This window comes from Neofamilia massiliensis (assembly GCF_001299475.1).
GTDB lineage: Bacteria > Bacillota > Clostridia > Tissierellales > Peptoniphilaceae > Neofamilia > Neofamilia massiliensis.
This window is the reverse complement of the sequence record NZ_CYUJ01000003.1, coordinates 738,016-764,005: the sequence shown is the minus strand read 5'-3', so window position 1 is coordinate 764,005 and position 25,990 is coordinate 738,016. Positions and strand designations below refer to the sequence as shown.

The 25,990-nt window shown below is 34.9% G+C and carries 27 protein-coding genes; 13 read left to right on the top strand and 14 right to left on the bottom strand.

What is annotated here, in order from left to right:
• Positions 1–38 precede the first annotated feature (38 nt).
• From BN2667_RS08020 to BN2667_RS08005, 4 genes are read right to left on the bottom strand one after another with little or no spacing between them, the layout of a single operon-like run.
• Positions 39–452 (bottom strand): DUF3887 domain-containing protein, encoded by a 414-nt coding sequence (locus BN2667_RS08020; RefSeq protein ID WP_054252806.1) that lies wholly within the window; start codon positions 450–452, stop codon positions 39–41.
• Between the two features lies 1 nt (position 453).
• A complete protein-coding gene (locus tag BN2667_RS08015; protein WP_054252805.1) occupies positions 454–1,074 on the bottom strand; it encodes a YhfC family glutamic-type intramembrane protease in 621 nt (206 codons plus the stop codon).
• A complete protein-coding gene (locus tag BN2667_RS08010) occupies positions 1,064–1,714 on the bottom strand; it encodes an SdpI family protein (protein ID WP_054252804.1) in 651 nt (216 codons plus the stop codon). The genes BN2667_RS08015 and BN2667_RS08010 overlap by 11 nt, the downstream gene beginning before the upstream one ends.
• Positions 1,701–1,982, bottom strand: coding sequence for an autorepressor SdpR family transcription factor (locus BN2667_RS08005; protein ID WP_054252803.1), 282 nt, complete (start codon positions 1,980–1,982; stop codon positions 1,701–1,703). The genes BN2667_RS08010 and BN2667_RS08005 overlap by 14 nt, the downstream gene beginning before the upstream one ends.
• 205 nt (positions 1,983–2,187) lie before the next feature.
• Between BN2667_RS08005 and BN2667_RS08000 the strand changes: the two genes are divergently transcribed.
• On the top strand, positions 2,188–3,720 hold the full coding sequence (locus BN2667_RS08000; protein ID WP_054252802.1) for an oligosaccharide repeat unit polymerase: 1,533 nt from the start codon (positions 2,188–2,190) through the stop codon (positions 3,718–3,720).
• A gap of 29 nt (positions 3,721–3,749) precedes the next feature.
• Positions 3,750–6,635: an insulinase family protein gene (locus tag BN2667_RS07995; protein WP_054252801.1), complete on the top strand. Its 2,886-nt coding sequence runs from the start codon at positions 3,750–3,752 to the stop codon at positions 6,633–6,635.
• Positions 6,636–6,702: 67 nt separating this feature from the next.
• On the opposite strand, the gene BN2667_RS07990 is transcribed toward BN2667_RS07995, so the two are convergent.
• From BN2667_RS07990 to BN2667_RS07965, 6 genes are all read right to left on the bottom strand, one after another.
• The gene (locus BN2667_RS07990) at positions 6,703–7,068 is read right to left on the bottom strand and encodes a hypothetical protein (protein ID WP_054252800.1); all 366 of its coding nucleotides are present in this window, start codon (positions 7,066–7,068) and stop codon (positions 6,703–6,705) included.
• A gap of 17 nt (positions 7,069–7,085) precedes the next feature.
• Positions 7,086–7,667 carry a hypothetical protein gene (locus BN2667_RS07985; RefSeq protein WP_054252799.1) on the bottom strand — a complete coding sequence of 194 codons (582 nt, stop codon included), beginning with the start codon at positions 7,665–7,667 and terminating at the stop codon, positions 7,086–7,088.
• A gap of 46 nt (positions 7,668–7,713) precedes the next feature.
• Positions 7,714–8,604 (bottom strand): hypothetical protein, encoded by an 891-nt coding sequence (locus BN2667_RS07980; RefSeq protein WP_054252798.1) that lies wholly within the window; start codon positions 8,602–8,604, stop codon positions 7,714–7,716.
• Between the two features lie 25 nt (positions 8,605–8,629).
• Positions 8,630–9,037: a hypothetical protein gene (locus BN2667_RS07975; RefSeq protein ID WP_054252797.1), complete on the bottom strand. Its 408-nt coding sequence runs from the start codon at positions 9,035–9,037 to the stop codon at positions 8,630–8,632.
• A gap of 62 nt (positions 9,038–9,099) precedes the next feature.
• Positions 9,100–10,071 carry a DUF4367 domain-containing protein gene (locus tag BN2667_RS07970; RefSeq protein ID WP_054252796.1) on the bottom strand — a complete coding sequence of 324 codons (972 nt, stop codon included), beginning with the start codon at positions 10,069–10,071 and terminating at the stop codon, positions 9,100–9,102.
• Positions 10,064–10,609: an RNA polymerase sigma factor gene (locus tag BN2667_RS07965; protein WP_054252795.1), complete on the bottom strand. Its 546-nt coding sequence runs from the start codon at positions 10,607–10,609 to the stop codon at positions 10,064–10,066. Before BN2667_RS07965 ends, BN2667_RS07970 begins: the two co-directional genes overlap by 8 nt.
• 157 nt (positions 10,610–10,766) lie before the next feature.
• Between BN2667_RS07965 and BN2667_RS07960 the strand changes: the two genes are divergently transcribed.
• From BN2667_RS07960 to BN2667_RS07945, 4 genes are all read left to right on the top strand, one after another.
• Positions 10,767–12,461 (top strand): M3 family oligoendopeptidase, encoded by a 1,695-nt coding sequence (locus BN2667_RS07960; protein ID WP_054252794.1) that lies wholly within the window; start codon positions 10,767–10,769, stop codon positions 12,459–12,461.
• Positions 12,462–12,548: 87 nt separating this feature from the next.
• A complete protein-coding gene (locus BN2667_RS07955; RefSeq protein WP_054252793.1) occupies positions 12,549–12,881 on the top strand; it encodes a hypothetical protein in 333 nt (110 codons plus the stop codon).
• A gap of 291 nt (positions 12,882–13,172) precedes the next feature.
• Positions 13,173–14,024, top strand: a complete 852-nt coding sequence (gene ylqF, locus BN2667_RS07950; RefSeq protein ID WP_054252792.1) for a ribosome biogenesis GTPase YlqF — start codon at positions 13,173–13,175, stop codon at positions 14,022–14,024.
• Positions 14,017–15,012, top strand: coding sequence for a ribonuclease HII (locus BN2667_RS07945; protein ID WP_054252791.1), 996 nt, complete (start codon positions 14,017–14,019; stop codon positions 15,010–15,012). The genes ylqF and BN2667_RS07945 overlap by 8 nt, the downstream gene beginning before the upstream one ends.
• Positions 15,013–15,016: 4 nt before the next feature.
• Here the strand turns inward: BN2667_RS07945 and BN2667_RS07940 are convergent, their stop codons facing one another.
• The 4 genes from BN2667_RS07940 to BN2667_RS07925 all read right to left on the bottom strand — a co-directional run bounded on the left by BN2667_RS07940 (position 15,017) and on the right by BN2667_RS07925 (position 17,893).
• Positions 15,017–15,268 (bottom strand): hypothetical protein, encoded by a 252-nt coding sequence (locus BN2667_RS07940; protein ID WP_054252790.1) that lies wholly within the window; start codon positions 15,266–15,268, stop codon positions 15,017–15,019.
• A 305-nt stretch (positions 15,269–15,573) separates the two neighbouring features.
• Complete coding sequence (gene pcp, locus BN2667_RS07935) at positions 15,574–16,215, bottom strand: pyroglutamyl-peptidase I (RefSeq protein WP_054252789.1); 642 nt, start codon at positions 16,213–16,215, stop codon at positions 15,574–15,576.
• A gap of 18 nt (positions 16,216–16,233) precedes the next feature.
• On the bottom strand, positions 16,234–17,229 hold the full coding sequence (locus BN2667_RS07930; protein ID WP_054252788.1) for a DUF979 domain-containing protein: 996 nt from the start codon (positions 17,227–17,229) through the stop codon (positions 16,234–16,236).
• Positions 17,222–17,893 carry a DUF969 domain-containing protein gene (locus BN2667_RS07925; protein WP_054252787.1) on the bottom strand — a complete coding sequence of 224 codons (672 nt, stop codon included), beginning with the start codon at positions 17,891–17,893 and terminating at the stop codon, positions 17,222–17,224. Before BN2667_RS07925 ends, BN2667_RS07930 begins: the two co-directional genes overlap by 8 nt.
• A 267-nt stretch (positions 17,894–18,160) precedes the next feature.
• Between BN2667_RS07925 and BN2667_RS07920 the strand changes: the two genes are divergently transcribed.
• From BN2667_RS07920 to gcvT, 7 genes are all read left to right on the top strand, one after another.
• A complete protein-coding gene (locus BN2667_RS07920) occupies positions 18,161–18,700 on the top strand; it encodes a TetR/AcrR family transcriptional regulator (protein ID WP_054252786.1) in 540 nt (179 codons plus the stop codon).
• 135 nt (positions 18,701–18,835) lie between these two features.
• On the top strand, positions 18,836–20,200 hold the full coding sequence (locus tag BN2667_RS07915) for a radical SAM/SPASM domain-containing protein (protein ID WP_054252785.1): 1,365 nt from the start codon (positions 18,836–18,838) through the stop codon (positions 20,198–20,200).
• Positions 20,201–20,302: 102 nt separating this feature from the next.
• Positions 20,303–21,832: a YifB family Mg chelatase-like AAA ATPase gene (locus BN2667_RS07910; RefSeq protein WP_054252784.1), complete on the top strand. Its 1,530-nt coding sequence runs from the start codon at positions 20,303–20,305 to the stop codon at positions 21,830–21,832.
• Positions 21,833–21,841: 9 nt separating this feature from the next.
• Positions 21,842–22,492, top strand: coding sequence for a DUF1638 domain-containing protein (locus BN2667_RS07905; protein WP_054252783.1), 651 nt, complete (start codon positions 21,842–21,844; stop codon positions 22,490–22,492).
• Positions 22,471–23,550 (top strand): DNA-processing protein DprA, encoded by a 1,080-nt coding sequence (gene dprA, locus BN2667_RS07900; RefSeq protein ID WP_054252782.1) that lies wholly within the window; start codon positions 22,471–22,473, stop codon positions 23,548–23,550. Before BN2667_RS07905 ends, dprA begins: the two co-directional genes overlap by 22 nt.
• Before the next feature lie 78 nt (positions 23,551–23,628).
• On the top strand, positions 23,629–24,582 hold the full coding sequence (locus BN2667_RS07895) for a putative ABC transporter permease (protein WP_054252781.1): 954 nt from the start codon (positions 23,629–23,631) through the stop codon (positions 24,580–24,582).
• A gap of 287 nt (positions 24,583–24,869) precedes the next feature.
• Positions 24,870–25,979: a glycine cleavage system aminomethyltransferase GcvT gene (gene gcvT, locus BN2667_RS07890; protein ID WP_054252780.1), complete on the top strand. Its 1,110-nt coding sequence runs from the start codon at positions 24,870–24,872 to the stop codon at positions 25,977–25,979.
• The last annotated feature ends 11 nt before the right edge of the window (positions 25,980–25,990 follow it).

The window sequence follows — 25,990 nt, the reverse complement described above, 5'->3', positions numbered from 1 at the left end:
GTTATAAAAACTTAAGCTGGAGGTTTTTCTTTTATATTTTACTTCATAAAGAGACCAATTATATTGTCATCTAAGTCGTAGGAAATTGTAAAAACTAGGCTTCCGTCTTCATAAAGGGTTTCAACCTGGCTGATAATATACTTATTAGAAGTTTTTTCGTCAGTATAATAAAGGGCAGCAGTTTGGCCAAAGTCCTTAAAGGCTCCCTTGGCGGCTAAAACTTCCTCTGATTTTTCTAAAGCATCAGCTGTCATCGCCTTTTTCATATCTTCAGAATACTTGTCCTCTAAGGCGGCAAAGCCTTCTTCGTTAAGGGTTGTAATGGCGTCCTTGGACATTTGGATGTACTTTTCTTGGTCTTCAGCTGGCATTTCTTCTGTAGGGGTCTTTTTCCCACAAGCTGTTAAGACTAGGCACAAAACTAAAAGACTAACTAAAAAATATTTTTTCATTTTAAATCTCCTTTTTCTCATAAGAATTTTTCTTCACTAGAAATATATAAACAAAATCAAAAAGGGCAAAAAGCCCATAAAGACCTAAGATTCCAACTTGGTCCCTTAAATAAATTAAGCTGTTAAACAAAGTGTGGAAAAGTATAGCAAGACCTAAGTATAAATACTTTTTTCCCACTTTAAAGCCTTTAAAAATTAAAATCGTCTGGCATATGTGAAAGACCACAGCTAAAAATCTTTCTAAGATAATATAAAAATAATTTTCAAAACTTAAGCCTAAGTCTGCTAGGCTAAAAACATAGGCCACTTCACAAAGTCCATGACCTAGCCCGAAAATTATTGGCCTAGATAAACTGTCCTTAAATTCAAATAAGCCTTTTTCATTTTGCCCCTCTGATCTTAATAAAAATTTCCTAAACAAAAACCTAAAGCCCTCTTCAAAAAGGCCAGCAGAAACTAAAACTCCTAGGCTAACTAGGACAGGATGCCTTAGTGAAAAAATTGAAAAGGAAAAGTGCCTACTTAAGTAATTTAAAAGTGGAATCCTAAGAACAATTTGACTAATAAAAAAGCAAAGGACTCCTAGAACAAATAAAACAACCTGGTCTTTTTTAATTTTCATCTTCTCCATCCTTTGACAAGTCACTATAAATTTTATAAGAATAAATCATTGGAATAAAAGTCATTAGGACAAAGACTCCTATAAAGAAATAAAAATTGTTAAAGAGGATTGAGCTGATTAAGATTAAAAATCCTCCTAGCATGTAGACCTTGCCAGCTAGGACATGGGTCTTTTCCCAGACATAGTCGCTATTCATTGTCCACGGTAGCTTAATGCCAATGGTGTAATTTCTCTTGACCTTAGGTAGGTAGTTGCCAATAAAAATCATAAGTATGGCAACTAGAGAAGTTGTTATAGTTGAAATATCAATTTTCTTTCCTAGGCCAAAGGCAATGGTCGCTGCAGAAATTACTATATTAATTAAAGGCAGGGCGATTAAAACTATATTTAAGGCCTTGTCACCTTGGTTGGATTTTTTTGGATCGGCATTTGTAAAAAAGTAAGCTGACAGATAGACCAAAAACATTATAGCAGGCAGGCCAAAGAGGGCAAAGTTCTTAGATGAATAAGCATCTGGATTGTTATTAATATCAAAATGAGTTGCAATTTGATCTGGCAAGCTCTTATAAAAAATTCCTCCTAGGATAAAGGGAATTATTGAAACAATTAAGCCGATTTTAAAAGTTTTAGATCTCTTCATTTTTGTCTCCTTTAGTAAAATTCATAAAATATGTCATTAGCTCTTCAAAAACTGACAGGTTTAGAGAATAAATCCTGTAGTTTTTTTCTTTTCTCAAAAAAATCAATTCAGCCTCTAGAAGGAGCGAAAGATGATAAGAAACTGTAGCAGGACTCATGTCAAAGGCTTGGCCAATTTGGCCTGCAGTCATTGGTCCTTTTTTTAGCATTTTTAAAATTTCTCTTCTTGTTGGATCTCCCAGGGCCTTTAAAGTTAAATCAAGTCCCATACAATCACCTATTTCAATTATTATCTAATTAGATTATAGGGCCAGAAAAATATTTTTGCAAGAGTTATTTCGAAAAAATTCAAAATTATAAAAGGAAAAATAAAAATTAAGCCAGACCAAGGCCTCTAACTTAGAAAAACTGATTTATTAAAGGCAATTTAGGGTATGATTTTAAATACAAATACAGGCTAAGGAGGACCTATTTATGAATCGAGAAATTGTAGATGGATACTTGTACGAAGTTACAAAATCCCTTTCACGAAAAGATAAAAAAGAAGTTTATGAAAAATTAGAAAAAGAAATTTATGAAAAGATAGATCAAAGGAAAAAAGGACCAGTAGAAACCAAGGAAGAAATTCTTGAGGTTTTAAAAGACTATGGCGACCCTGCAGATGTGGCCCAAAAATATACAGAAAAAGGAAACAGGGCCCTAGTCCCTCAACCACATTACAGCCACTATGCAACTGACAAGTACTTGGGACTTGCTACAGCTATTATTTTTTATGGTCTCATAGCCTTTTTGTCTTTTGGCCTATTTAAAACAGCAGTTTTCGATTTTGAAAATGCCTTGCTTTTAGGCGTGGACCTAGTTTCTATCATTTTAGTAATTTATATTTGCTACACCCTAAGTTTTTCTTGGGTGTCTGGAGGCAGGTTAAAATCTTGGGACAAGTTTTCTAAGACTTTAACAGCAGAGCCATCAAAGAGCTCAAGAGTTTCTGCCTTTGAAATGAAGTTTCAAGTTATTTTTTCAGCCATACTTTTAGTTGTCTTTGCCTTTGCTAAAGAACTTTTGGGCATGACCTACGAAGGCATCGACCTAGGTAACGGCTATATGTTAATTTTTGCTCCAGTAATAATTTTAGCCTACTTTCTAAGCACCTTAAATATTGCCTACAAGGAAGTTGATAGAAAATTTACTGGCGGAGTTTTGTTTTCAACAATTATTTCAAAACTTGCTATAATTGGCCTAAGCTTTTTACTTTTTGTAAGAGAAGACGCCCTAAGTTCAAGTTTTAAATCTTGGCTTTCAGGAGTCCTTCCTAATAACGACCTAATGGCAGGCCTTGTTAACAATCTTGGCCTAGTTGTATTTTTCATAGTTGTGCTTATTTGCTCAATTGATATTATAGCAACAGCCCTTGGCTTCCACTCTAACAAGAAAGACTCAGTTGAAGGAATTTACCAAGACGACTTTGGCAAAGTTGATACAGACCTTAAGGACCTAGAAGACCTACCAGAAGAAGTCGAACCTGTAGTCTTTGAATCTGACAAACAAACTACAGTAATTGAAGATAAAATTGACCCACTAAAATCAGCTGATCCAGTATTAATGCCAGAAACATCTGACAGCGAGGCTCCAGAAGAAGAACCACTTAAGGTGCACGAATTTGATCCAGAGCCAGACAATAAAATTGATCCATTAAAATCAGTTGATCCAGTATTAATGCCAGAGACAATTGAAAAAACACCAGAGGACAAGAGAGAAATAAATCCTGATAACTTAGTTAAAAATAATAATAAAAAAATCGATCCGCTAAAAGAAGTGGACACAGAGTTTGATCCCCTTGGAGAATTAGATCCAAATAAGGAAAATTCAATTTTCCATGAAGATTACAAAGACTCAGACTTTGAAAACTCTCACACCCAAGTTATAAAAAGAGATAACATAAAAAAAGCTACAGATGAGTCTAAGGCACCAACTATTGCTGACTTTATGAAGAAAAACAATAAATAAGATTAGAAAGATAAGGAAATAAGTAATTAATGAATTTGAAAAATTATACCCTTAAACAAAAAGAATATATTGAAGAGCTAGACTCAACTGGCTATTACTTTGTTCACAATAAAACCAAGGCCAAGGTCTTTTATTTAGAAAACAAAGACGAGATAAAGACCTTTTCCATTGGTTTTAGGACTCCACCAAAGGATTCAACGGGAGTTGCCCACATTGTTGAACATACAGTATTGTCAGGATCTAGGAAGTATAGGACCAAGGAACCTTTTATGGACTTGGTCAATTCTTCTTTGCAGACCTTTTTAAATGCAATGACCTTTCCAGACAAGACAATTTATCCAATAGCAACTAGGAATACCAAAGACTTTTACAATCTAATGGACGTCTATTTAGATGCAGTTTTCTATCCGAGAATTTACGAAGAAGAAAAGATCTTTTACCAAGAAGGCTGGCACTATGAAATGGAAGACCTAGACTCTCCAATAAAATACAACGGAGTTGTCTACAATGAAATGCGTGGAGCCTATTCAGACCCAGACGACCAAGTTTCAGAAATTATTTCTGAGGCTCTACACCCTGGCTCAACTTATTCCCATGACTCAGGAGGAAATCCCCACCACATTCCAGACCTGACCTACGAGGACTTTTTAAACTTCCACAAAAAATACTACCATCCATCTAACTCCTATATATTTTTAAATGGAGCCATGGATATAGAAGAAGTTTTAAAATATATAGACCAAGAATATTTAGGAAATTTTGACTATCTTGAAGTCAATTCTAAGATTAACGAGGGCCAAAGTGAAAACAAGATAGAAGTTCTTGATAAGACCTACTCAATAGGCGCAGGAGAAAAGAAAGAAAATAAGGCCTACTATGTTTATGGCCTGACCATTGGCCCATCAACTTCGCCAATGGATAGGTTTATGAGATCCATCTTACAAGACATTATAATTGAATCAGACTCTTCGATTTTAAAAGACAAGTTTTTAGAATCAGGCCTATGCGAAGACTACTTCTCCCAAGTTTCAACTTCAATAAGCCAAGACTTTTTTATAGTTGGAAAAAACGGAGACGGCAAGAGTCTAGACAAGTTTGTAAAAATAATTGAAGACGGCCTAAGACAAGCAGTAGAAGAAAAAATTGACCAGGACCTAGTGGCAGCAACTTTAAATTCCTTTGAATTTTCAACCAAGGACCTAGGCATCCACAAGGGAGTCCTTTTAAATATTTCCTGCCTAAGATCTTGGCTCTATGACGCCAGCCCTATTGAAGCCTTAAAATACAAGGACACTTTAGCCTATATAAAAGACAACCTAGACAAGGGCATAGTGGAAGAATATATAAAAGAAAAAATTCTAAATAACCCTAGAAAAATTCAACTGACTGTAAGACCAAATCCAGGAGAATTTTTAGAAAAAGATAAAATCCAAGAAGAAAAACTTAGGGCTTACAAGGAATCCCTATCCCAAGAAGAAAAAGAAAATTTAGTAAAAAAGACCCAAGACTTATTTGAATACCAAACAAAACTAGACTCAAAAGAAGACAAGGCTACAATTCCAAAACTTGATTTAAAGGACATCTCAAAAGGTGTCAGCCACTTAGACACAGAAGTAATAAAAGATGGAGACAGAGACCTAGTCTTTACCCGTGCCTTTACAAATGGAATTTATAATATGACCATGTCCTTTGACCTAAAAAACATAAAGGCAGAAGAACTCTTTTATGTATCAGTGGTCTTTGACCTACTTGGATCCTTAGACACAGAAAATTATTCCTACAAGGACCTTAACAACCAAGTTGACATCCACACTGGTGGCATAAGCTTTAGCCCAGCTATTTATCAAAATCCAAAAACTTTAGCCTACAAGGTTCAAGGCAACCTAAGAGGCAGGGCCATGGAAGATAAAATCGACAAGTATTTAGACTTAGTAGAAGAAATAATCTTTAGGACAAAATTTGAAAAGCCAAAGAGAATAAAAGATTTACTGCTAGCAGAAAAAGCTGACATAGAAGCATCAATTGAACAAGGAGGCCACACACTTATTGCATCAGAAGTTGCATCAATGTTAGATGACAGTGCAGATGTAACTAATATGCTGGGAGGCAGAAAATATTTATTTGATCTAAAGAAAGTTTTAAAAGACTTGGACCAAGATCCAAAGGCTCTTTTAGAAAAATTAGATCAGACTTATAAGAAGATCTTTAACCAAAATCTGACACTTTCCCTAGCAGGTAAGGATGAGTATTTAGAAAAAACCAAAACTTGGCTAGAAAAAATTGAAAATAAACTTAGTCCCTTTGACCAAGTATTTGCTTACGAAAGAGGAGACCTTAAGTCTATAGCCTTAAAGTCATCATCAAATGTTTGCTATGTATCAGACGGCTTTAAGCTCCAAGACTTTGGCATAGATGCAAGTGGAGTTCAAAGAGTTGTGGCAAAAATAATTTCTGGCGACTACCTTCACACCCAAATTAGGGCCAAGGGAGGAGCCTATGGGGCAGGAATATCTATAAACCCAAATGGAAATGTAACAACATATTCCTACAGGGATCCAAACCTAGACAAGACCTTTGAGACCTATGACAAAATTGGAGACTATTTAGGAGACCTTGACTTGGACCAAAGAGACCTAGCTGACTTTATAATAGCAACTATGAACCAATTTGATCCACCAACAACTCCAAGCCAGTACCCAACCATAGCCTTGGCCAGATACTTTACAGAATTTGGCGAAGACGATCTCGCAAAGATGAAAGATCAAGCCTTGACTACAACATTATCTGACATCAAGGCCTACAAGGAAGTCTTTGACCAGGCTAAAGATAAAAAAGTCTACGGAGTACTAGGATCTAAAGAGCTAATAGAAAAATCAAAAAGAGATTTTGATCAAATAAAAACAATGAACGATTAAAAAACAGGCTGGAAATTTCTCCAGCCTTTTTTATGTTCATTTATAAAATTTTATCTGCTTATAAATCTTAGGCAGACTTTTTGCTCCTAGAAAATATTAAAGTCAAAGTTATTAGGGCCAGGGTCATTAGTAAATATTGGTAGGTCTTTAGACCAACAATAGCCCAGCCTGCTAAGACATTTTCATTTTTCGCTAAAAGCTCTGCAGAAACATTTCTCAGCTCTATAAGTAGGGGCTTGTAGTAGGAAATATTTACAGAAGAACCAAGCTTAGAAAGATCCATTGCCGTCCTAAAGGCCAAATAAATAGCACCAAGGCCTAGGATTATTAAAAAGGACTTAATATAAATACTGCCTTCATCCTTAAACTTGTCCCTTAGCTTAAACTTTTTAAATTGGATAAGTATTAAAATTAATAGTATTAAGGCTTCCATGCTTGCTCCTTTCGTTTTTACTCATCTCTTAAACTCTCATCTTCAATAGCAAAGTCACTTGTAATATTTTTATTAGTCTCTTGAACTTTTTCTAAGAGCCCCTTATAGTTTTCAAAATCACTTGCACCAGGAAGTCCACTTTCACTTGTCTTATAAAAATTATAAAGGTCTTTGTTGGCCTCGATAAAGTTTTCAATTTTATTCTTGATTTCTCCATCGTCAACTTGAGGAAAGTAGACAAAAGTCACTTCAAAATTTAATTTTGCAAGTTTTACTAAGGCAGACTCAAGGTCCTTATACTTATTAGACTTACTATAGGCAGATATTTTTATAAAGCTTCCCATATCAGAGCTCATTTTGTTTAGGCCAAGTAGGAGTTCTTCATCATCAGGGTTTTCTAAATATGCAGACGCCTTAGCAGAAAAAACTTGGAGGGATTCCATATAACGACTTGTACTATAGACCATTCTCTCTTTGTCAACTTGTCTAAAATTATATAGATGGGACAAGAGACTGACAATAATTACCAGACTAATAATAAATAAAGTCTTATAAAACTTGCCATCATTTTTAGAAATAAAGTCTTTAATTTTTCCCATTTTTCACCTTTTTTATTCTAACAAAGCTAATGTTTTTTGATAGAAACTAGACATATAATTCAATATTAGTTTGAAAACGATAGTTGATTACTGGTATATTGAAATGATCAAAAATCAAATTAAAAACATTGATAAACCAATGCTCATCAGATGAAGGACCGCCAGGTGCAATATAATCTAACCAACATTTTATATCTATACCACTATTACCACTTATCCTTGCTATTACATTACCATAGCTTTGATAATCGCTATTATGTTTCCACAAAACACCGTGTGTATCATAGTTATTTCGTATATTATTATTTATTATTCTAGAAAGTGAGATAGATTTTCCGTCGTAGTATCTATTTCCAAACGCTGTTGATGATAATAAGTGGGTATCAGCACTCCAACCGAGTCCTATCCTATCATATCTTGACACTAACATAGTAGTTTTCCAATCCCAATATCCTTGTAACTCAAGTTCAAATTTATTTTGTGGTGAACTTAATTTAATAACGTTAAGACCTGTTATAATATAACTATGGTCATCTCTCTTAAGAGGAGTAATTGAAATTTTTTCAAAAGTACTAAAATCATCTTTTTCTAAAAAGTCTAAATCATTTTTTAATAGTTCAATTTCCTCTTTATCACTTAGGTCATATTTCTTACTTGCTACAATAACTTGATTATCTTTATCTTTGGTTGAAACGATATGAATTGTAACAACTGATGCTACTAGTTTATCGCTGTTATCAAGCATATATTTTCTAGCATCCTCAGGAAGTAAGTTAATAACATCTTCTGAAAGACTTCCTAATTCTATTGTATTAGATAAATCTAAAGCATTATCCTTAAAAATATACAAATTATCAAATTGCTTTGCCAATGCGTTGGTTACTCCACCTGATATAATAAAAAACACGGACAGTATAATCGCTAATATTTTTTTCATAACAAACTCCTTTTTGTAAATAATATTATAATTTAATAATATTAGTAATTTTAGAAAATTCTTCTTCTTCAATGAATCCAGATGTTCGAGCTCTATAAGCAGAATCAACATTAGTTTTATAACTTTTAACAAATGATATTGAATTAACATCATTAAAATTCCAAGATTTGACAACTACCCATTTACCATGATGATACTTTTCTAAAAATACAGTTCCAAATATTGAAGAATTCGGATACTTAGCTTTAATGAAACAATTAATTTCCAAAATATTATTATTATGCGAGTAGATTTCAAGAGTTATTAAGCTACTACTATTAAACATAGGAACAGTTGGAATGAGTTCACTGTTAGCTAAGACTTCTTTACTGCTTATTAATACAACTAAAAACAATATCAATATTGAAACACTAAGAATTGTCGTTTTTTTCAATCTTTCTCACCTCCTATATTAATAACGTTTTAAGAAGATAAAAAAGGACAGAAAATTGAAAATTATTTTGAAATATTTTCAGCGATTTTGATAATTTCTTCTCTAGAAATGCTTCCATCTATAAAACATTCTATATTATTTTGCTGCCAAAGGACCATGTTTGTGCCGTGGGTCCAATAATAGCCCTTGTTGCCATTAATAAAAATTTCTTCTAAAACAGCATCTTCAGTATCATACATAGAGATCGAATTTTCACTTACTAACTTATGGAAGGTTATTGAAAAGAATAGGTCTTCATTTTCAGAATTTATATACCAAAAATTTTTTGTAAGTCTACTTGATTTTTCATCTATAAGTTCAAAACCATCAGGGATATAATTAATTTTAAGGTCTTTTAATTTTGCGGCATTAGGAGAATCAGGATCTATGATCTCTGGAGTAAAGGTACTGTATAGGCCAAAGTCTTTAATTATCCAGTCAAAAAACTTTTCTCTTGCTGCAACATTAAAGCTCAAAAATACAAGAATGCTAGACAAGACTATTAAAATAAAGGAAGCGACTCTTTTTAATATCTTTTCATAAGGCCTTCTAGGGTCGAGGCCAGCTTTTTTCAAAGTCTTTTTAAAATTTTTTGTAGGTTTAAAGGCTAGGTCATTATTAGTCAAGTTATTGGCATCTATAAGGTCGCTCTTTTCAACTAAGATGCAAGCAGCTTCAAGAGACTTTTCACTTATAACTTGGTCTTGGAGGCCTAGCTTTTTAGATAAAATGTCTACCACAAAAATTATCAGAGATCTTGGATCTTCTATGGCAAAAACTTTTTCAACCTCACTAGGAGTCATCTTATAAATAAACTTGGCCTTTAAAAGCCCTTGGTAAGAAAAAGGCAGGTCGTTAATAACTAAAGCAAGAGACTTTATTTGATTGTCATTTAAGTCTTTTTCAAAAAATTTTTTATTTTTAAGCCCTTGAACTTTTTCTCTATACAAAAAGTCGGCAATTTTTTTCAATTCTAAATTTTGATTTTTAATCATTGTCCTTGCCTCCTTTTTGGGTCTTTCGAATTTTTTCTAAAATTCTTTGGTTTCTTTTTGTTGCAGTGGCTTCTGATATGCCCATTAACTTTCCAATTTCCTTATAAGTCAAGTCGTGTTTGTAGCGGAAAATAATAAAATCTCTTTCCTCATCTGTCAAGACTTGGTTTTTATAAAGGAGACTTTCAACTTGGTCTTTTATTATAAGGTCTTTTTCAATTTGGTTTTCCAAATTTTCTATAAGGAGTTTTTCAGCCTGGTCGGTATAGACAAGCCTTTTTTCTCTTCTGAGAATATTTATAGCCTCATTTTTTAAAATAGTAAGACAGTAGGGCCTTAAGGCTGACTCTGGCAGACTTAAAACCCTATCAATATCATCCATAATTTTAATAAAACAGGCAGACAAAGCGTCTTCAGCTAGGTCTTTATTATTTAAAATTCCAAAGGCTAGCCTATATAAGAAGACTTTTTCTCTTCTATACAGGTCCTCTATAAAGTTTTTTTCTTCATAGCTTAAGTTTTCTAGAAAAATTATCATTCTAACTCCTAAAATTTTTGTTAAAATAATCTTAAAAAAATTATAACACAAAAGTTTCTCTAAAAGGAAAAGTGAATTTCTTTCCTATTTCCTATTTAAGGAAAAGGATTTCTGTACTATAATAAGAATGAGAAAATAAAAAACACTAGGAGGATTTATGAAAAAGTTTCAAGACATAGAATACAAGAGACCAGATGTTGATGGCTTTATTGATCTACTAAAAGAAGCCGCAGAAGAGTTTCCTAAAAAAGACTTACAAGGCCAAGTAGACCTAATAAAGAAAGTTGACAAGGCCTCTGAAAAAATTAACACAGCAGGAACTATTGCAAGTATTAGGTATTCAATAGACACCAGAGATGAATTTTATAAGGGCGAGTCTGAATACTTTGACGAAATTGGGCCAAGGGTCCAAGACGTTGCCAACAATTTTAATAAGGCAGTTTTATATTCAGACCACAGGGCTGGCTTAGAAGAAGTTTTTGGCAAGCAAGTTTTTAACCTTTATGAAATGAACGAAAAGTCCTTTAGTCCAGAAATTATTGAAGACCTAGTTGAAGAAGCAAAAATTTCCAACGAATACCAAGATCTAATTGGCTCAGCAGAAATTGACTTAGATGGAAAAAAATATACCCTTTCTCGCCTAAGGCCACTAATCGAATCAAAGGACAGGGAAACTAGAATTAAGGCCAACGAAGCCTACTTTGGTTTCTTTGAGAAAAATATGGAAAAGTTTGACGATATTTACGACCGCCTAGTTCACGTTAGAGACAGGATGGCAAAAAAACTTGGCTTTGAAAACTTTGTTGAACTTGGATATTTAAGAATGTCTAGGTCAGACTACGGTCCAAAAGAAGTTGCAAAGTACAGAGAGCAAATTGTAAAACACGTTGTGCCTTTTGCTACAGAATTGAGAAAGAGACAAGAAAAGAGACTAGGCCTTGACCACCTTTACTACTATGACGAAGCCCTAAACTTTAATTCAGGTAACGCCAACCCTAAAGGCGACCCAGAGTGGATTATAGAAAAGGGCAAGGAAATGTACAAGGGTCTTGGACCAGTAACTGATGAATTTTTTACAATTATGACCAAGTATAATCTATTTGATTTACTAAGCCACGACGGAAAAATGTCTGGAGGTTATTGTACTAGCCTAGAAGAATACAAGGTGCCATTTATCTTCGCCAACCTAAATGGAACAGCTGGGGACGTAGAAGTTCTAACCCACGAAGCAGGCCACGCCCTACAAATGTATCTATCTAGGAACCAAATTCTATCAGCTTACGGTTTTCCAACTTATGAAGCTTGTGAAATCCACTCAATGTCTATGGAATTTTTAACCTACCCATACATGGATCTTTTCTTTGAAGAAAATACAGAAAAATTTAAGTTTGCTCACATGGCTGGAACAATGGAATTCCTACCTTATGGGGCCTTAGTTGACCACTTCCAACACTACGTTTACGAAAATGTAGACGCCAGTCCAGAAGAGAGAAGAAATAAATTTAGAGAGTTAGAAAAAATGTATTTACCTCATAGGGACTACAAGGACAATGACTTTTTAAACTCAGGTGGATTTTTCTTTAAACAAGCCCACATTTTCCAAAGTCCATTTTATTATATAGACTACACTTTGGCCCAAGTTTGTGCCATTGGCTTCTTTAGAATGAGCCTAGAAGACCACGACAAGGCTATGGAAACTTATTTAGACCTATGCAAGCTAGGTGGATCAAAGTCCTTCCTAGACCTAGTTGCATCAACTGGCCTAAAGAGTCCATTTGCAGATGGAACAATGGAAGCAGCAGTTGAGACAATAAAGTCACAACTAGACAAAATAGACGATAGCAAATTTTAAAAACAACCCTTAAGCTGTTAGATTTTCTAGCAGCTTTTTTCTATGTAAAGAGGATGCTTGTATAGTATAATTAAGATAGGTGATAAAATGATAATTGAAATTAACTTATTTACAGGTGCAATATTATTTCTACCATTTTTAATCTATTTGATATTAAAGAGAAATAAAATGACGACAAGAGAAAGAATAATCAAAACAATATTTTTTGCATACATTTTATTGCTACTAAAGTATGCAATATTTCCAATTTATTTAAAGACAGATATTGCAGACACAATGAGAAGCGAATTAACTTTAAAAGAAATAATTAGCACAAATGTAAATTTGCTTCCGTTTTTCTCTGGATTTAACCTTAGAGATTTTGTTTTAAATATTATTATGACCCTACCCTTTGGATTTCTAATGGGAGTTTTAAAGTAAGATTTAGACATTAAGAAGATTTTAAAAATTGCCATAGCCTTAGGCTTAGGTTTAGAATTGTGCCAATTTATATTAATATTCATCCAAGGTTTTACTTTTAGAAACATAAATATTAATGACTCAATAGCAAACTGTATTGGAGTGCTTATAGGCTTTGGAATTTATAAAAGTATAATCGAAAAATTGTTTTTGAAAAATAAATAGAATTGACCCTTAAGCTGTTAGATTTTCTAGCAGCTTTTTTCTATGTAAAGAGGATGCTTCTATAGTATAATTAAAACAGGTGATAAAATGAATTTAAATATAAACTGGTATCCAGGTCACATGAAAAAGACTTCGGATTCTATTAGAGAAAATTTAAAAAAAGTAGACCTGGCCTTTGAACTAGTTGATGCAAGGGCACCAAGGGCAACAGAAAATCCCCTGCTTAAAGAACTTTTAGGAGACAAAAAGAGGATTTTAATTTTTAATAAGGCAGACCTAGCTGACCCTGAAACCAACAAAAAATGGCTGGCCTACTATAAAGAAAATAACATCCCAGCAGTTGAACTAAATTCAAATACTGGCAAGGGCATTCCTGAGCTAATGAAAGAAGTCCACAAGACCATGGAAGAAAAAAGAGCCAGAGATGTAGATCGAGGAATTATTTCTAAACAAGTTAGGGCCATGATAATTGGTGTTCCTAACGTTGGTAAGTCAACTTTAATAAACTCACTAGCCAAGAAAAAATCTACAAAGACAGGCAATACTCCAGGAGTAACTAGGACCAACCAGTGGATCAAAGTTGGCGAAGACCTTTTACTTTTAGACACGCCAGGAGTTTTGTGGCCGAAATTTGAATCAGAAGAGCTGGCCCTTCACTTGGCCTATATTGGATCAATAAAAGATGAAGTCCTTCCTAAGGAAGATGTGGCTCTAAAGTTAGTTGAGCATTTATCAGACCACTATCCAGACCTTCTTGAAAAGAGATTTAAGATAAAGATTCAAGGAAGACCCCTAGAGACCATGGAAGAAATCGCCAGGAAGAGAGGGGCCATTATGCGTAGAAGTGAAATTGAATACACTAGGGTTACAGATATAATCTTAGACGAATTTAGAAAGGCGACCATTGGCAGAATTTCTTTGGAGGAGCCTAATGTTTGATATAGAAAGATCCTACCATGCACAAGGCAAGAGATATATTATTGGCATAGACGAAGTTGGCAGAGGACCTCTTGCAGGTGATGTTGTTGCAGCAGCAGTTTGCGTTGACTTTGACAAGATCAACGAAGAAGCCCATGACCTAGGCCTAATTGAAGGGATAAAGGATTCAAAAAAACTTTCAGCAAAAAAGAGACAGGTCCTGGCAGGAAAAATCAAAGAAGCAGCAGTAGACTTTTCAATAGCAGGCGCCTCAGCCCAAACCATAGACAAGATAAATATCCTTCAAGCAACAATTCTGTCAATGGAAAAGGCCTTAGTGGACCTGGAAGAAAAATTAAAAAAGAAAAACATTGTTGCCGACTTAGTCTTAGTTGACTCAGTAAAAATAAAATCTCATATAGAAACTGTTTCTTTGGACAAGGGAGATGATAAGTGCTATTCAATAGCCTGCGCTTCAATTTTAGCCAAGGTCTACAGGGATGAAGTCTTGTGCAAAAAATACGAAGAAGATTATCCAGGCTATGGATTTTTAAAACACAAGGGCTATGGAACTAAAGCCCACAGGGAGGCCCTTTTAAAACACGGCCCATGTCCAATTCACAGGCAGTCATTTTTAAAAAATATGAAAAAGTGGGAAGATGAGGCCAAGAGAATTGGAGACCTGGGAGAAAAAAAGGCAGAGGCCTATTTAAAAGATGAAGGCTATGAAATCCTAGAGAGAAATTTTATCTTCCACGGCGAAGGAGAAATTGACCTAATAGCCAAAAAAGATTTTTACCTAGTCTTTGTAGAAGTCAAACAGAGAAAAAATGCCAACTACGGCTACGGAGCAGAAGCAGTAGACGAGATTAAACAAAAGAAAATAAAAAAAGCGGCAGAGTACTACTACCACTTTGTAAACAAAGAAGACCTCCAACCACGGTTTGACGTTATAGAAATCTATTCAGAAACAGAGGACCTTAACCACTTTATAGACGCCTTCCAATAAGAACTTATCTTATGTCGTAGCCACATTCCTTGCACTTGTGTTGGAAGGGATATTTAAGGCTTAAAAGTTTTTTGCAATTTGGGCAGCGGAAAAAATATAAAAAGAAAATTAGGTCGATTAGTGCAAGTAAAACTAAACTACTTATGACCTTAGTCCTGTCTAAATTTAAAAAGGGCAGGTTGTAGGTTAAAAGTTCTACTAAGATAATTGTAGATAGACCGCTAATAATTTTTCGAATTCTTTGACTACTTATCAATTTAATCATCTCCCTGTTTTAAGACTAGGAGACTTTGAAAAAGTTGGCTTAAAGGATGGGTAAAAATTGAGTAAAATATAACTTTTCCCAAAACAAAATCGTATAAGTATCCACTAGGACATGGCTTTACTTAATATAAAGATCAAATTTTATTAGAATTAGAAGATGATGAGATTATCAGGTCCAAATTTAGAGGAGATTTTAAGATAGATGGACATCGTCTGATAGATCAAATTAAAAAAGCAGGTGCATACGCACCTGCTTTGTCAACAGTCTGAGGAAAGCTTTCGCTTTACCCTCTTCCTTTAGTGGGTTTTTCCACCAGTAACTTTTATATCTGTATCATTTTCCACAATTGCTTCTATTGCAAGTTCTAGTGCCTTTACAATTGTATCTAGTGCCATTGACGGCATATTCTTCTTATCAGTAACTTGTTCTGGTAAGAATGGGATGTGGATAAAACCAGTTCTCATATTTGGATATTTTGTTGCTTGAATATGAGCAACCCCATATAGAACGTGGTTACAGATAAATGTTCCTGCAGAGTTTGAAACTGATGCTGGGATTTTACCTTCTTTAATATGTTCAACCATTGCCTTTATTGGTAGTGTTGAGAAGTATGCCGCTGGGCCGTCTTCAGCTATCTTTTCATCAATTGGTTGATTACCTTCGTTGTCTTTGATTCTGCAGTCGTCGCAGTTTATTCCAACTCTTTCCACTGTAATGTCAGGTCTTCCTCCTGCTTGTCCAATAGATAGGACTACATCAGGATCAACTTCTTCTATCTTTGCTCTAATTTTATCAACAGATTTTCCAATTACTGTAGGAATTTCTAACTTAATTATTTCCGCTCCCTTAATTTCATCTGGTAATTTCTTTACAGATTCAATTGCAGGGTTAATAGATTCGCCGCCAAATGGGTCAAATCCAGTTACTAAGATTTTCAAAAAATCACTCCTTTTAAATTAAAATCCAAATACTAACATCAATATAATGTGAACAACTACTAAAGTTAATGCCACTGGTGCTTGAGTTTTCATAATTGTGTATTCATTGTCTGTTTCAAGAATAGCTGCAGGAACGATGTTGAAGTTTGCAGCCATAGGTGTCATAAGAGTACCACAGTATCCACAAGTCATACCAAGAGCGCCGATTATTGCTGGGTTTGCACCGTTTGCAATTACAAATGGAATACCAACCCCAAGTGTAATAACAGTAAATGCAGCAAAGGCATTACCCATGATCATTGTAAATATAACCATGCCCAGACAATATGCAACTACACCTAAAACTTTTGCTTCAGCTGGCACAATAGCAGCTACACCAGAACCAATAACTTCACCAACGCCTGCAGCTGCAAAAACAGTACCAAGGGCACCTAGAAGTTGTGGTAATAGTGATGAACTACCAATAGTCATAAGCATCTTTGCAGTATCTTCCTTAGTTTCATGATACTTGGCCTTTGTAATAACAAGGGCGATGATTATAGCTATTATAGATGATATACCCAAAGTTTGTGCCGCTGAAAAACCAAAGTAAATTGGACCTTCTTCACCTGTACCAACAGGAATCTTAAAGCTCTTTGCTTGGGCCATAATCATAGCTATAATACCAATAGCTAAAGCAGGAATAAAAATCTTATTGCCAACTCTTTTGCCATACTCTAGCTTTTGTGCTTCACTTTGGTCTTCAAACTCGCCGACTTGAACTTGTTTAGTCAAAGTTAAAACTCCAAGCACAAGTAAAAGGCCACCAACAATAGCTCCACCATATTCTAGCTTGTCAACTAAAAGCTTGCCGGTGCAAAATAAAACGCCAAGCAAAGTCCAAAAGGCGAAAGTTCCCGCCGCGGATTTTTTATTTCTAAGACCAGTAATACCAGTCATAATACAAATCAGTCCACATAAAATATAGATGATTTCATCAATTATAATGCTGTTATCAGCTATGAATTTAAACATGTTTCATGTCCTTTCTTAGTCTTCTCTCATATAAATAGCATTGGACCAAAGCTAGAATTAACATAGAAACCCCAGCTAAAATAGAACTCTTCGCTATTTCACCATTAGTAACATCATAACCTGCTTGGTTAAGAGTACCTTGAATTAAAAGTACACCAGAAGCTACAGGGAAAATATTTTGTCCAAAAAAGTTTCCATAGTTTTCAGCAGCCCCAGCAAGGCCCTTTAACTCCTCAAGTCTCTTGTCAGAAAGCTCAACCTTCTTGTTTGCAGCTCCTTCAGCCATAGGTAAAATTAATGGTCTAACAAATTGAACGTGACCACCAAGTCTTAGAGAAAGTGCAGCAGCTGCCCATCTAATTAAGATGTAAAGGCCAACAACACCGCCGGCGCTGGCAGACTTCATCTTTTGAATAGCCTCTGCAGCCCTGTCTTTAAGACCATATCTTTCCATAATAGCAATTAGAGGTAAGCTTAAGAAGAAAAGAGACATGTATCTGTTGTTGACAAATCCCTTCCCAATTACATCTAAAACTTCAACAATTGGCATGCCGGCAATAAGACCGGTAACCAATCCGGATATAAGCACTACTGCAACAACATCAAGCTTTAGAACAAATCCAATGACAATTATCAGTACGCCTATTAAAACCCAATAGTTCATATAGAACCTCCTTTATTTTTTTACTTAGAATAGAATAACTTCTAACGACACAATTATGACAAAAAAATTATAAAAGCATCGTATTTTATAATTATAACATATGGAGGCAAAAATTTTTTAAAAACCTTACTTGAAAATAAGCAAGGAAAAATCTAAATTGCAATATTAAATGACTGAGTTTTTACTGGTAATAAAAAGCCCTAGTAGGGTATTAAATATTTATAGGAAGCTTTTAAACGCAAACTAAATTTTGAAAGGGAGACATTTATGGCCAATTACACCCAAGGACTTATTTATGATACTTTTTTATCTATGTTAGATAAAATGTCCTTTGATAAAATTACAGTGACTTCACTAATAAAGGAATGCAATATTAGTAGAAATACTTTTTACTACCACTACGAGGACATATACGACCTTTTAGATGATGTCTTAATTAGCCTAATAAAAAAATACGACCAAGAAGCAGCAAAGAAAGATCTAAAAGAAGTTTTAAAGTCCATGTTATATGACTGCAGGGAAAATGGAACCAAGGTCTACAACATCTTTAATTCAATTTCTAGAGACCGTTTAGAAAGATATATTTTTGATGAAACCAATAGTATAATCAGCCACCGTCTTATGAAAATTGCAAAAGAGAAAAATGTAGATCCAGCTAGGGCCCAGGCTATTACAGATATTGTAAGATATTCTATTTATGGTTTCTTTATGGAGTTTTTGTGGAATGGAATGAAGGCAGATATTGAGGAAAGTGTTGATAAGTTAATTGACATCTACAACGAGCTTTTAGAAAAAATGTTTTATTAGTCAAATTTAGATTTCTGTATAAATTAGTACAAATCTTAATTTTTGTACTAATTAGTACAGCTTTAACCATTTAACTATTCGAATATTATATAACTTTTGTTATACTATAAAATATAGAAAGCTAGGAGGTTATATATGAGTGTTAAATCAAATATTGCAAAACTAGGCTTGACTAGTGCTTTTGATCATCTTTATAAAGACCCAGAGAAGAATTTACGTGACCTAATGGATTGGGCTGACAAATTTTCTGGCGGCCTTTACGAAAGCCAAAGAACAATAATTCGCAAGGCTATTGAAGACCCAGATGACCCATACTATCCTTATGTCCGCCATGTTGTAAATGACATCGACCCTGAAGTTATGAAAACTGCAGCCGTTAACTTTTTTGTGAACTCAAATTTAAAAAGTGGGCCAGTTCAAAATAAATTAAGGGAAAAATATAATTGTAATATTCCATGGGCTATTTTAATGGACCCAACTTCAGCTTGTAACTTACAATGTACAGGTTGTTGGGCAGCTGAGTATGGAAACAAACTAAATTTAAGCTTTGAAGAAATGGACGACATTATTAACCAAGGAAAAGAACTTGGTGTTTATATGTATATCCTATCAGGTGGAGAACCACTTGTAAGAAAAAAAGACATTATCCGCCTATGTGAAAAACACGACGACTGTATGTTTACAGCCTTTACTAACGGAACCTTAATTGACGAAGAATTTGCTGACGAGATGCTAAGGGTTAAAAACTTTGCACCAGCAATTTCCCTAGAAGGTTTTGACGATGCAACTGACCAACGTAGGGGTGAGGGAGTTTATGACAAGGTTATAAAGGCAATGAAGATCCTTCATGAAAGAAAATTAATTTATGGAATTTCATGTTGTTACACATCTGCCAACTACAAGGCCATCACTTCTAAAGAATACTTAGATATGATAGCAGCAAACGGAGCATATTTCGTTTGGTACTTCCACTATATGCCAGTAGGCATGGATGCAAGTCCAGAACTTTTACCAACACCAGACCAAAGGGAATATGTCTACAGACAAATTAGAGAATATCGTAAAAACAATCCTCTATTTGTCATTGACTTCCAAAATGACGGTGAATATGTAAACGGATGTATAGCTGGCGGTAGAAGATACCTGCACATTAATGCCAACGGAGACTTTGAACCATGTGCCTTTGTCCACTATTCAGATTCAAATATTCGTGAAAAAACTGTGCTTGAAGCCTTGCGTTCACCACTTTTCCAAGCCTACCACGACAACCAACCATTTAACGACAACCTTTTTAGGCCATGTCCAATGTTGGAAAATCCTCATGCCTTAAAGTCTATGGTAGAAAAAAGTGGATCTAAGTCAACTGATATGCAGTCACCAGAATCTGCCGACCACTTGTGTAACAAGTGCCAACCTTATGCAGATAACTGGGAAGAAAGATCAAAAGAACTTTGGGAAGAAAGATTAGAAGAAAAACCAAGCCTAAGAAAAAACGCATAAAGAGAAAATTATAAAATCAGCTAGGGAAATTTTCGTCTCTAGCTGATTTTTTTAGCTACTATGATATAATTATATTAGCCAATAAAAATTTAGGAGGGACAAATGTTTTCTTGTATAAAGACTTGCACTTTAGAGGGTTTAGAAGGTCACATTATTGATGTGGAGACAGATATTTCCAGAGGAATGCCAAAGTTTATGATAGTTGGCCTGCCTGCAACTGCTGTTAAGGAATCTGTTGAAAGGGCCAGGGCTGCTGTGAGAAATTCTGGTCTGGAGTTTCCTGTTGCAAAAATTACAACAAACCTTGCTCCTGCAAATTTAAAAAAAGAAGGAACCCAAATGGATTTGGCAATTGCCTTGGGAATTTTAGCTTCTTCTGACCAGCTTAATTATGATAAGGCTGAAGAATACATATTTTTAGGAGAGCTGTCTCTAGACGGGGCCATTAATAGAATTGACGGCGCCTTGCCTATGGTTATTTCCTGTAGAGACCTGGGCTATAAAAAATTTATTGTGCCAGCTGCCAACAAAAAAGAATGTGCAGTTATAGCTGACGTTGAAATTTATCCAGTTGAAAGCCTCAACCAAGTTATAGATTTTTTAGACGGCAAGGAAAAAATTGACCGTTTTATTTTAGACCACATTGACATGCAAAATGACTTTTACAACCTAGATTTTGAAGACATGAGGGGGCAAGAGAAATTAAAAAGAGCCTTAGAAATTTCTGCAGCTGGTAACCACAACCTCCTAATGCTTGGACCTCCAGGATCTGGAAAGACTATGGCAGCAAAGAGATTGCCATCGATTTTACCTAGACTAACCTTTGAAGAGGCCATTGAAGTTACAAAAATTTATTCAGTAGCAGGACTTTTAAAAGAAGAAGGCCTAATTCGCCAAAGGCCCTTTAGGTCTCCCCACCATTCAGCCTCATCTGCATCTCTAATTGGCGGAGGCAGAATTCCAAAACCAGGCGAGGTTTCATTGGCACACAATGGAGTTTTATTTTTAGACGAACTGCCAGAGTTTCAAAGGTCAGTTATCGAAGCCTTGCGCCAGCCTATGGAAGACTGTGTTGTAAATATCTCTAGAGTTTCAGCAACCTTACAATATCCGTCTGACTTCTTATTTCTATGCTCAATGAATCCTTGTCCTTGTGGCTATCTTGGTGATCCTAACCACGAGTGTACTTGTACTGACAGGGAGATTAGTAATTATCTAGGGAAAATTTCTGCGCCAATTTTAGATAGGATTGACATCCACGTTGAAGTAAATCCTGTTAGCTTTGACGACCTTTCTTCAGGTGAAAAGGCAGAGTCGTCAGCTGAGATTTTAAAAAGAGTTGAAAGAGCCAGAGACATTCAGCTTAAACGCTTTGAAGGCAAGAAGATCTATTCAAATTCACAAATTCCAGACAAACTAATCCACGAATATATAAAAATCGACCCTAGCCTAAAGAAACTTATTCAAATGGCCTTTAAAAAATATAAATTTTCAGGCAGGGCCTATAATAAGATTTTAAAAGTTTCTAGGACCATAGCCGACCTTGAAGGATCAGAAGAAATTAAAGACAGTCATCTGCTCGAGGCAATTTCTTATAGGTCCATAGCCAATGACTATTGGGGAAATAGATAGGAGTTAAAAATGACCAGACAAATACTTTTAGCCTGTCAAACTATAGAAAAAGAAGTTCTAAGTATTAATGAAGAAACAAATTTTCAAGAGACCATCCACTTTATGCCAAAGAACTTGCACACAGATCCAAAAAAATTAAAGGCCTACCTCCAAGACTTTATTAACTCCACTTATAATATAGACGAATTTTTAATTTGTACAGGCTCTTGTGGAGGTGGAACAGAAAATTTAAAAGCTACAAATGGCAGGGTAATTATTCCAAAGGCTGGAGACTGTTTAGACCTTTTACTTTCTAGCGACAAGAAAAGTCCTAGGTCAATGTCTTCTATGTTTTTTACAAAATCTTGGGTGGACTATGTAAAGGATTCGCCTTTGGATTTTTTAAAAAAGGTTGAAGAAGTTGGCGAGGACCAGGCAGTCCAATTTGTAAGAAAAATTTATGCCAGCATTGATGCTATTAATATAATTGACACTGAAACCTATGACCTTGATGAAGTGACAAGCTATCTTGAGCCCTTAGCCCAGGCTACAGGTTTAGAGCTAAATATTTTAAAAGGCCAGTGCAGGCTTATAAAAAAACTTATGACAGGTCCCTATGACCAGGACTTTATAGTTATAGAAAAAAACGAGGAGGGAAAATGGAAAAAAGAGACATTTTAATTTATCTCCATTCCCTATTTTTAAATGAAGAATACTTTGACGAAATTTTAGCCTTAGAAAATCTTGAAGATATATTGTATATGGAAGAAGAGGATCTAAAAAAAATTCCCAAGGCCAAGGACAAGAGTATAGAAAAAATTTTACAATCAAGGTCCAAGGACTATATTAATTCTCTTGTAGACAAAATCAACAAGTCGGCAACTGACGTCATTACAATTTTTGATGAAAATTATCCAGAAGAACTTAGGATGATCGAAAGAAGTCCAAAAGTCTTATATGTAAAGGGAAAACCCCTTGATCTGTCAGGAGTGAAAATTGGAGTAGTTGGGGCGAGAAAGTCAACTAAGTATGGCAAATATGCAGTTGAAAAATTTGTCGGCGACCTGGCAGCCTTAGATGCGACAATAATTTCTGGCATGGCCCTAGGCATTGATGCCCAAAGTCACAAGGCAGCCTTAGATAATGGCGCCTACACCATTGGCGTCTTAGGTACTGGAGTAGATTTAAAATACCCAGGAAAAAATGAAGAACTTTTTCAAAGGATGTACAGGGAAGGAACTTTAGTTAGCGAATATCCTTTGGGAACAGAGGCTCTTCCATACAGGTTTCCAGAGAGAAACAGAATAATTTCTGGCCTGTCTGATGGAGTTATTGTAATTGAAGCCAAGGAAAAGTCTGGGTCTTTAATAACTGCCAGACTTGCAGCAGAACAAGGAAGAGAAGTCTTTGCAGTTCCTGGCAATATAAATTCTATTTATTCAGTGGGAACCAACCGCCTGATCCAAGATGGGGCAACTCCCCTAATTGACATAGAGGACATAAAGCTAGCCCTTCCAGCCCTAAATGATCAAGTCCAATTGGAAGTGGACCTAGCTGACTTAGACCTAAGCGAAGATGAGGCCTTAGTTTACCAGCAAATAAAAGAAGGAGTAGACAACCTAGACCTTTTAGTAGAAAAAACAAAACTTCCAGTAGCCGACCTTTCGTCCCTAATAATCTTGTTAGAAATGAAAGGGCTAATAACAGACCTAGGTAACCAGGGAATAAAAATCTTATAAAAAAATTTGGAGACAGGATATTAGCTTGTCCTTTTATCTACAAAAAAATTATCTATAAAATTAGAAAGGTACATTATTATGTCTGTAAAAAACTTAGTAGACTATATTTATATTTTCTTCATCTTTTCAGTTGCTGGCTGGCTAATTGAAGTTACTTTAAAGTCTATCCAATTTAAAAAATTTACTAACAGGGGATTCTTAGTTGGCCCCTACTGTCCAATTTATGGCCTAGGAGCTTTTTTAATTGTGCTTACAAATAATTATTTAGGAACTTACGATAGCTCAGCTGCCCTAATATTTTTATCATCTGTATTTATTTGTGGCCTAGTCGAGTACTTAGTTTCATATTTTTTAGAAAAAAACTACCACGCCAGATGGTGGGATTATAGCTATAAGCCAATGAATCTAAATGGCAGAATTTGGATTGGAAACTTAATTTTATTTGGCCTAGGTGGCCTTTTAATTGTAAGAGTTTTTAATCCTATATTTATGGACTTATTTTATAAGCTGGACTTTTCTGTGCGCAAGTACTTGGTTATTGTTATAAGTATCCTTATGCTTGCTGACTATATTGTCTCTTACTTTGTTATGAAGTTAGTCAAGGTAAATGTTGAACAGTCTCAGGCTGACAACACAGAAGACATTAAAAACGAAATTAAACTTTTAGCTACCAACAAAAACATTTTGTACAACCGTTTCATAGATGCATATCCTGAAGTTAAGTACAGAACTGATAGAATAAAGAAAAGACTTAAAGACCTTGAGCTGGAAACAAAAAGACTTAGAGAGGAAATCGAAAGAGAACTTGCTGAACAAAAAGAAGCTCTCAAAGAAGACATCAAACCTCTTAGCCTGATAAAAAATGATTTAATCGACAGCCAAGAAAGGCTAATTGAACTTTTAGAAAATGATCTGGCAGATAAAGACCAAATAAAAAAACTAAAGGCAGAAATAAAAGATCAAAAAGAGCTTTTAGAAAAGAAAAAAAAACTTTTAAAAATCGACAAAATTGAAAATCTAAAAATACTTTAAAATCTTAAATTTCATAAAAAAAACAAAAAGTTTATTTAAAAACAAAAGGGCTTAGAAACAAAATTCTAGGCCTTTTTTCTTGTGTAAAAATTAAGAAGCTTTGGCCTTGGGCAAATTTAAATTAATTTTAAGATTTCGTCAATAAATTATTTAAAATAGATTTGTTAGAATTTGAATATTTTTTTAAAATAATGGTATAATTATATATAGTGACATTTATATTTTACTGAGAAAAGAGAAAAGGTTTTCGCAAGTAAATATTTATAATAATGTAAAGGAGGAATATTATGGCAAAAAAAACACCGCTTTATGATGCCCATATAAAGGCAGGAGGCAATGTTGTTGATTATGCCGGCTGGATGTTACCAGTTGACTATGAAGGACTTATTCCAGAACATGAAGCAGTAAGACAAAGGGTTGGAATCTTTGACGTATCTCACATGGGAGAAATAAAGCTTCTAGGCAAAGACGCATTAAAGTTTGCTGATTATGTAAACACTAACGACATTAAAAGTCTAGAAGACGGACATATAGCCTATGGATTTTTCTGTGATGAAAACGGAGGAGTTGTAGACGACCTTTTAACTTACAAGGCTTCGGAAGAAGATGTTTATTTAGTAGTTAATGCTGCTAATTCTGACAAGGATTATGAATGGCTTTTAAAACAAGCTGACGGCTTTGATGTTGAAGTTATTAATGTATCAGACAAGACAGGTGAGGTTGCTGTTCAAGGACCTTTAGCTGAAAAAACTGTTCAAAAACTAACTGACTTTGACCTAAGCACTTTAAAGTTCTTTACTTTTAAAAGAGATGTAGAAATTGCTGGCGTAAAGGCAATGATTTCTAGAACTGGTTATACAGGTGAAGATGGATTTGAAATCTACACTGACTGGGACGACATCGTTAAAATTTGGGACAAGGTTTTAGAAGCTGGAGAAGAATTTGGCATTATGCCAACTGGTCTTGGTTGTAGGGACACTTTAAGATTTGAAGCCAGCCTACCACTTTATGGCCACGAAATCTCACAAGATGTCAATCCACTTGAAGGTGGATTTAAATACTTTGTAAAATTAGATAAAGAAGACTTTATTGGCAAGGATGCCTTAAAGAAACAAGACGAAGGAGCTCAAGAAAGAAAGCTTATAGGTATTGAACTTGTAGACAGAGGTATAGCCAGAGAAGGCGCCAAGGTCTTTAAAGACGGCGAAGAAATTGGCTATATTACAACAGGCTACATGAGCCCAACTATTGGCAAGGCCATAGCAAATGCCCTAGTTAAAAAAGAATACGCTAAAAAAGATATAGACGTCGAAATTCAAGTTCGTAAGAGAATGATTAAGGCAAAGACTATATCAAAAAACTTTTTAAGAAATTGGAAAAAAGAAAATAACAAATAAATTTTAGGAGG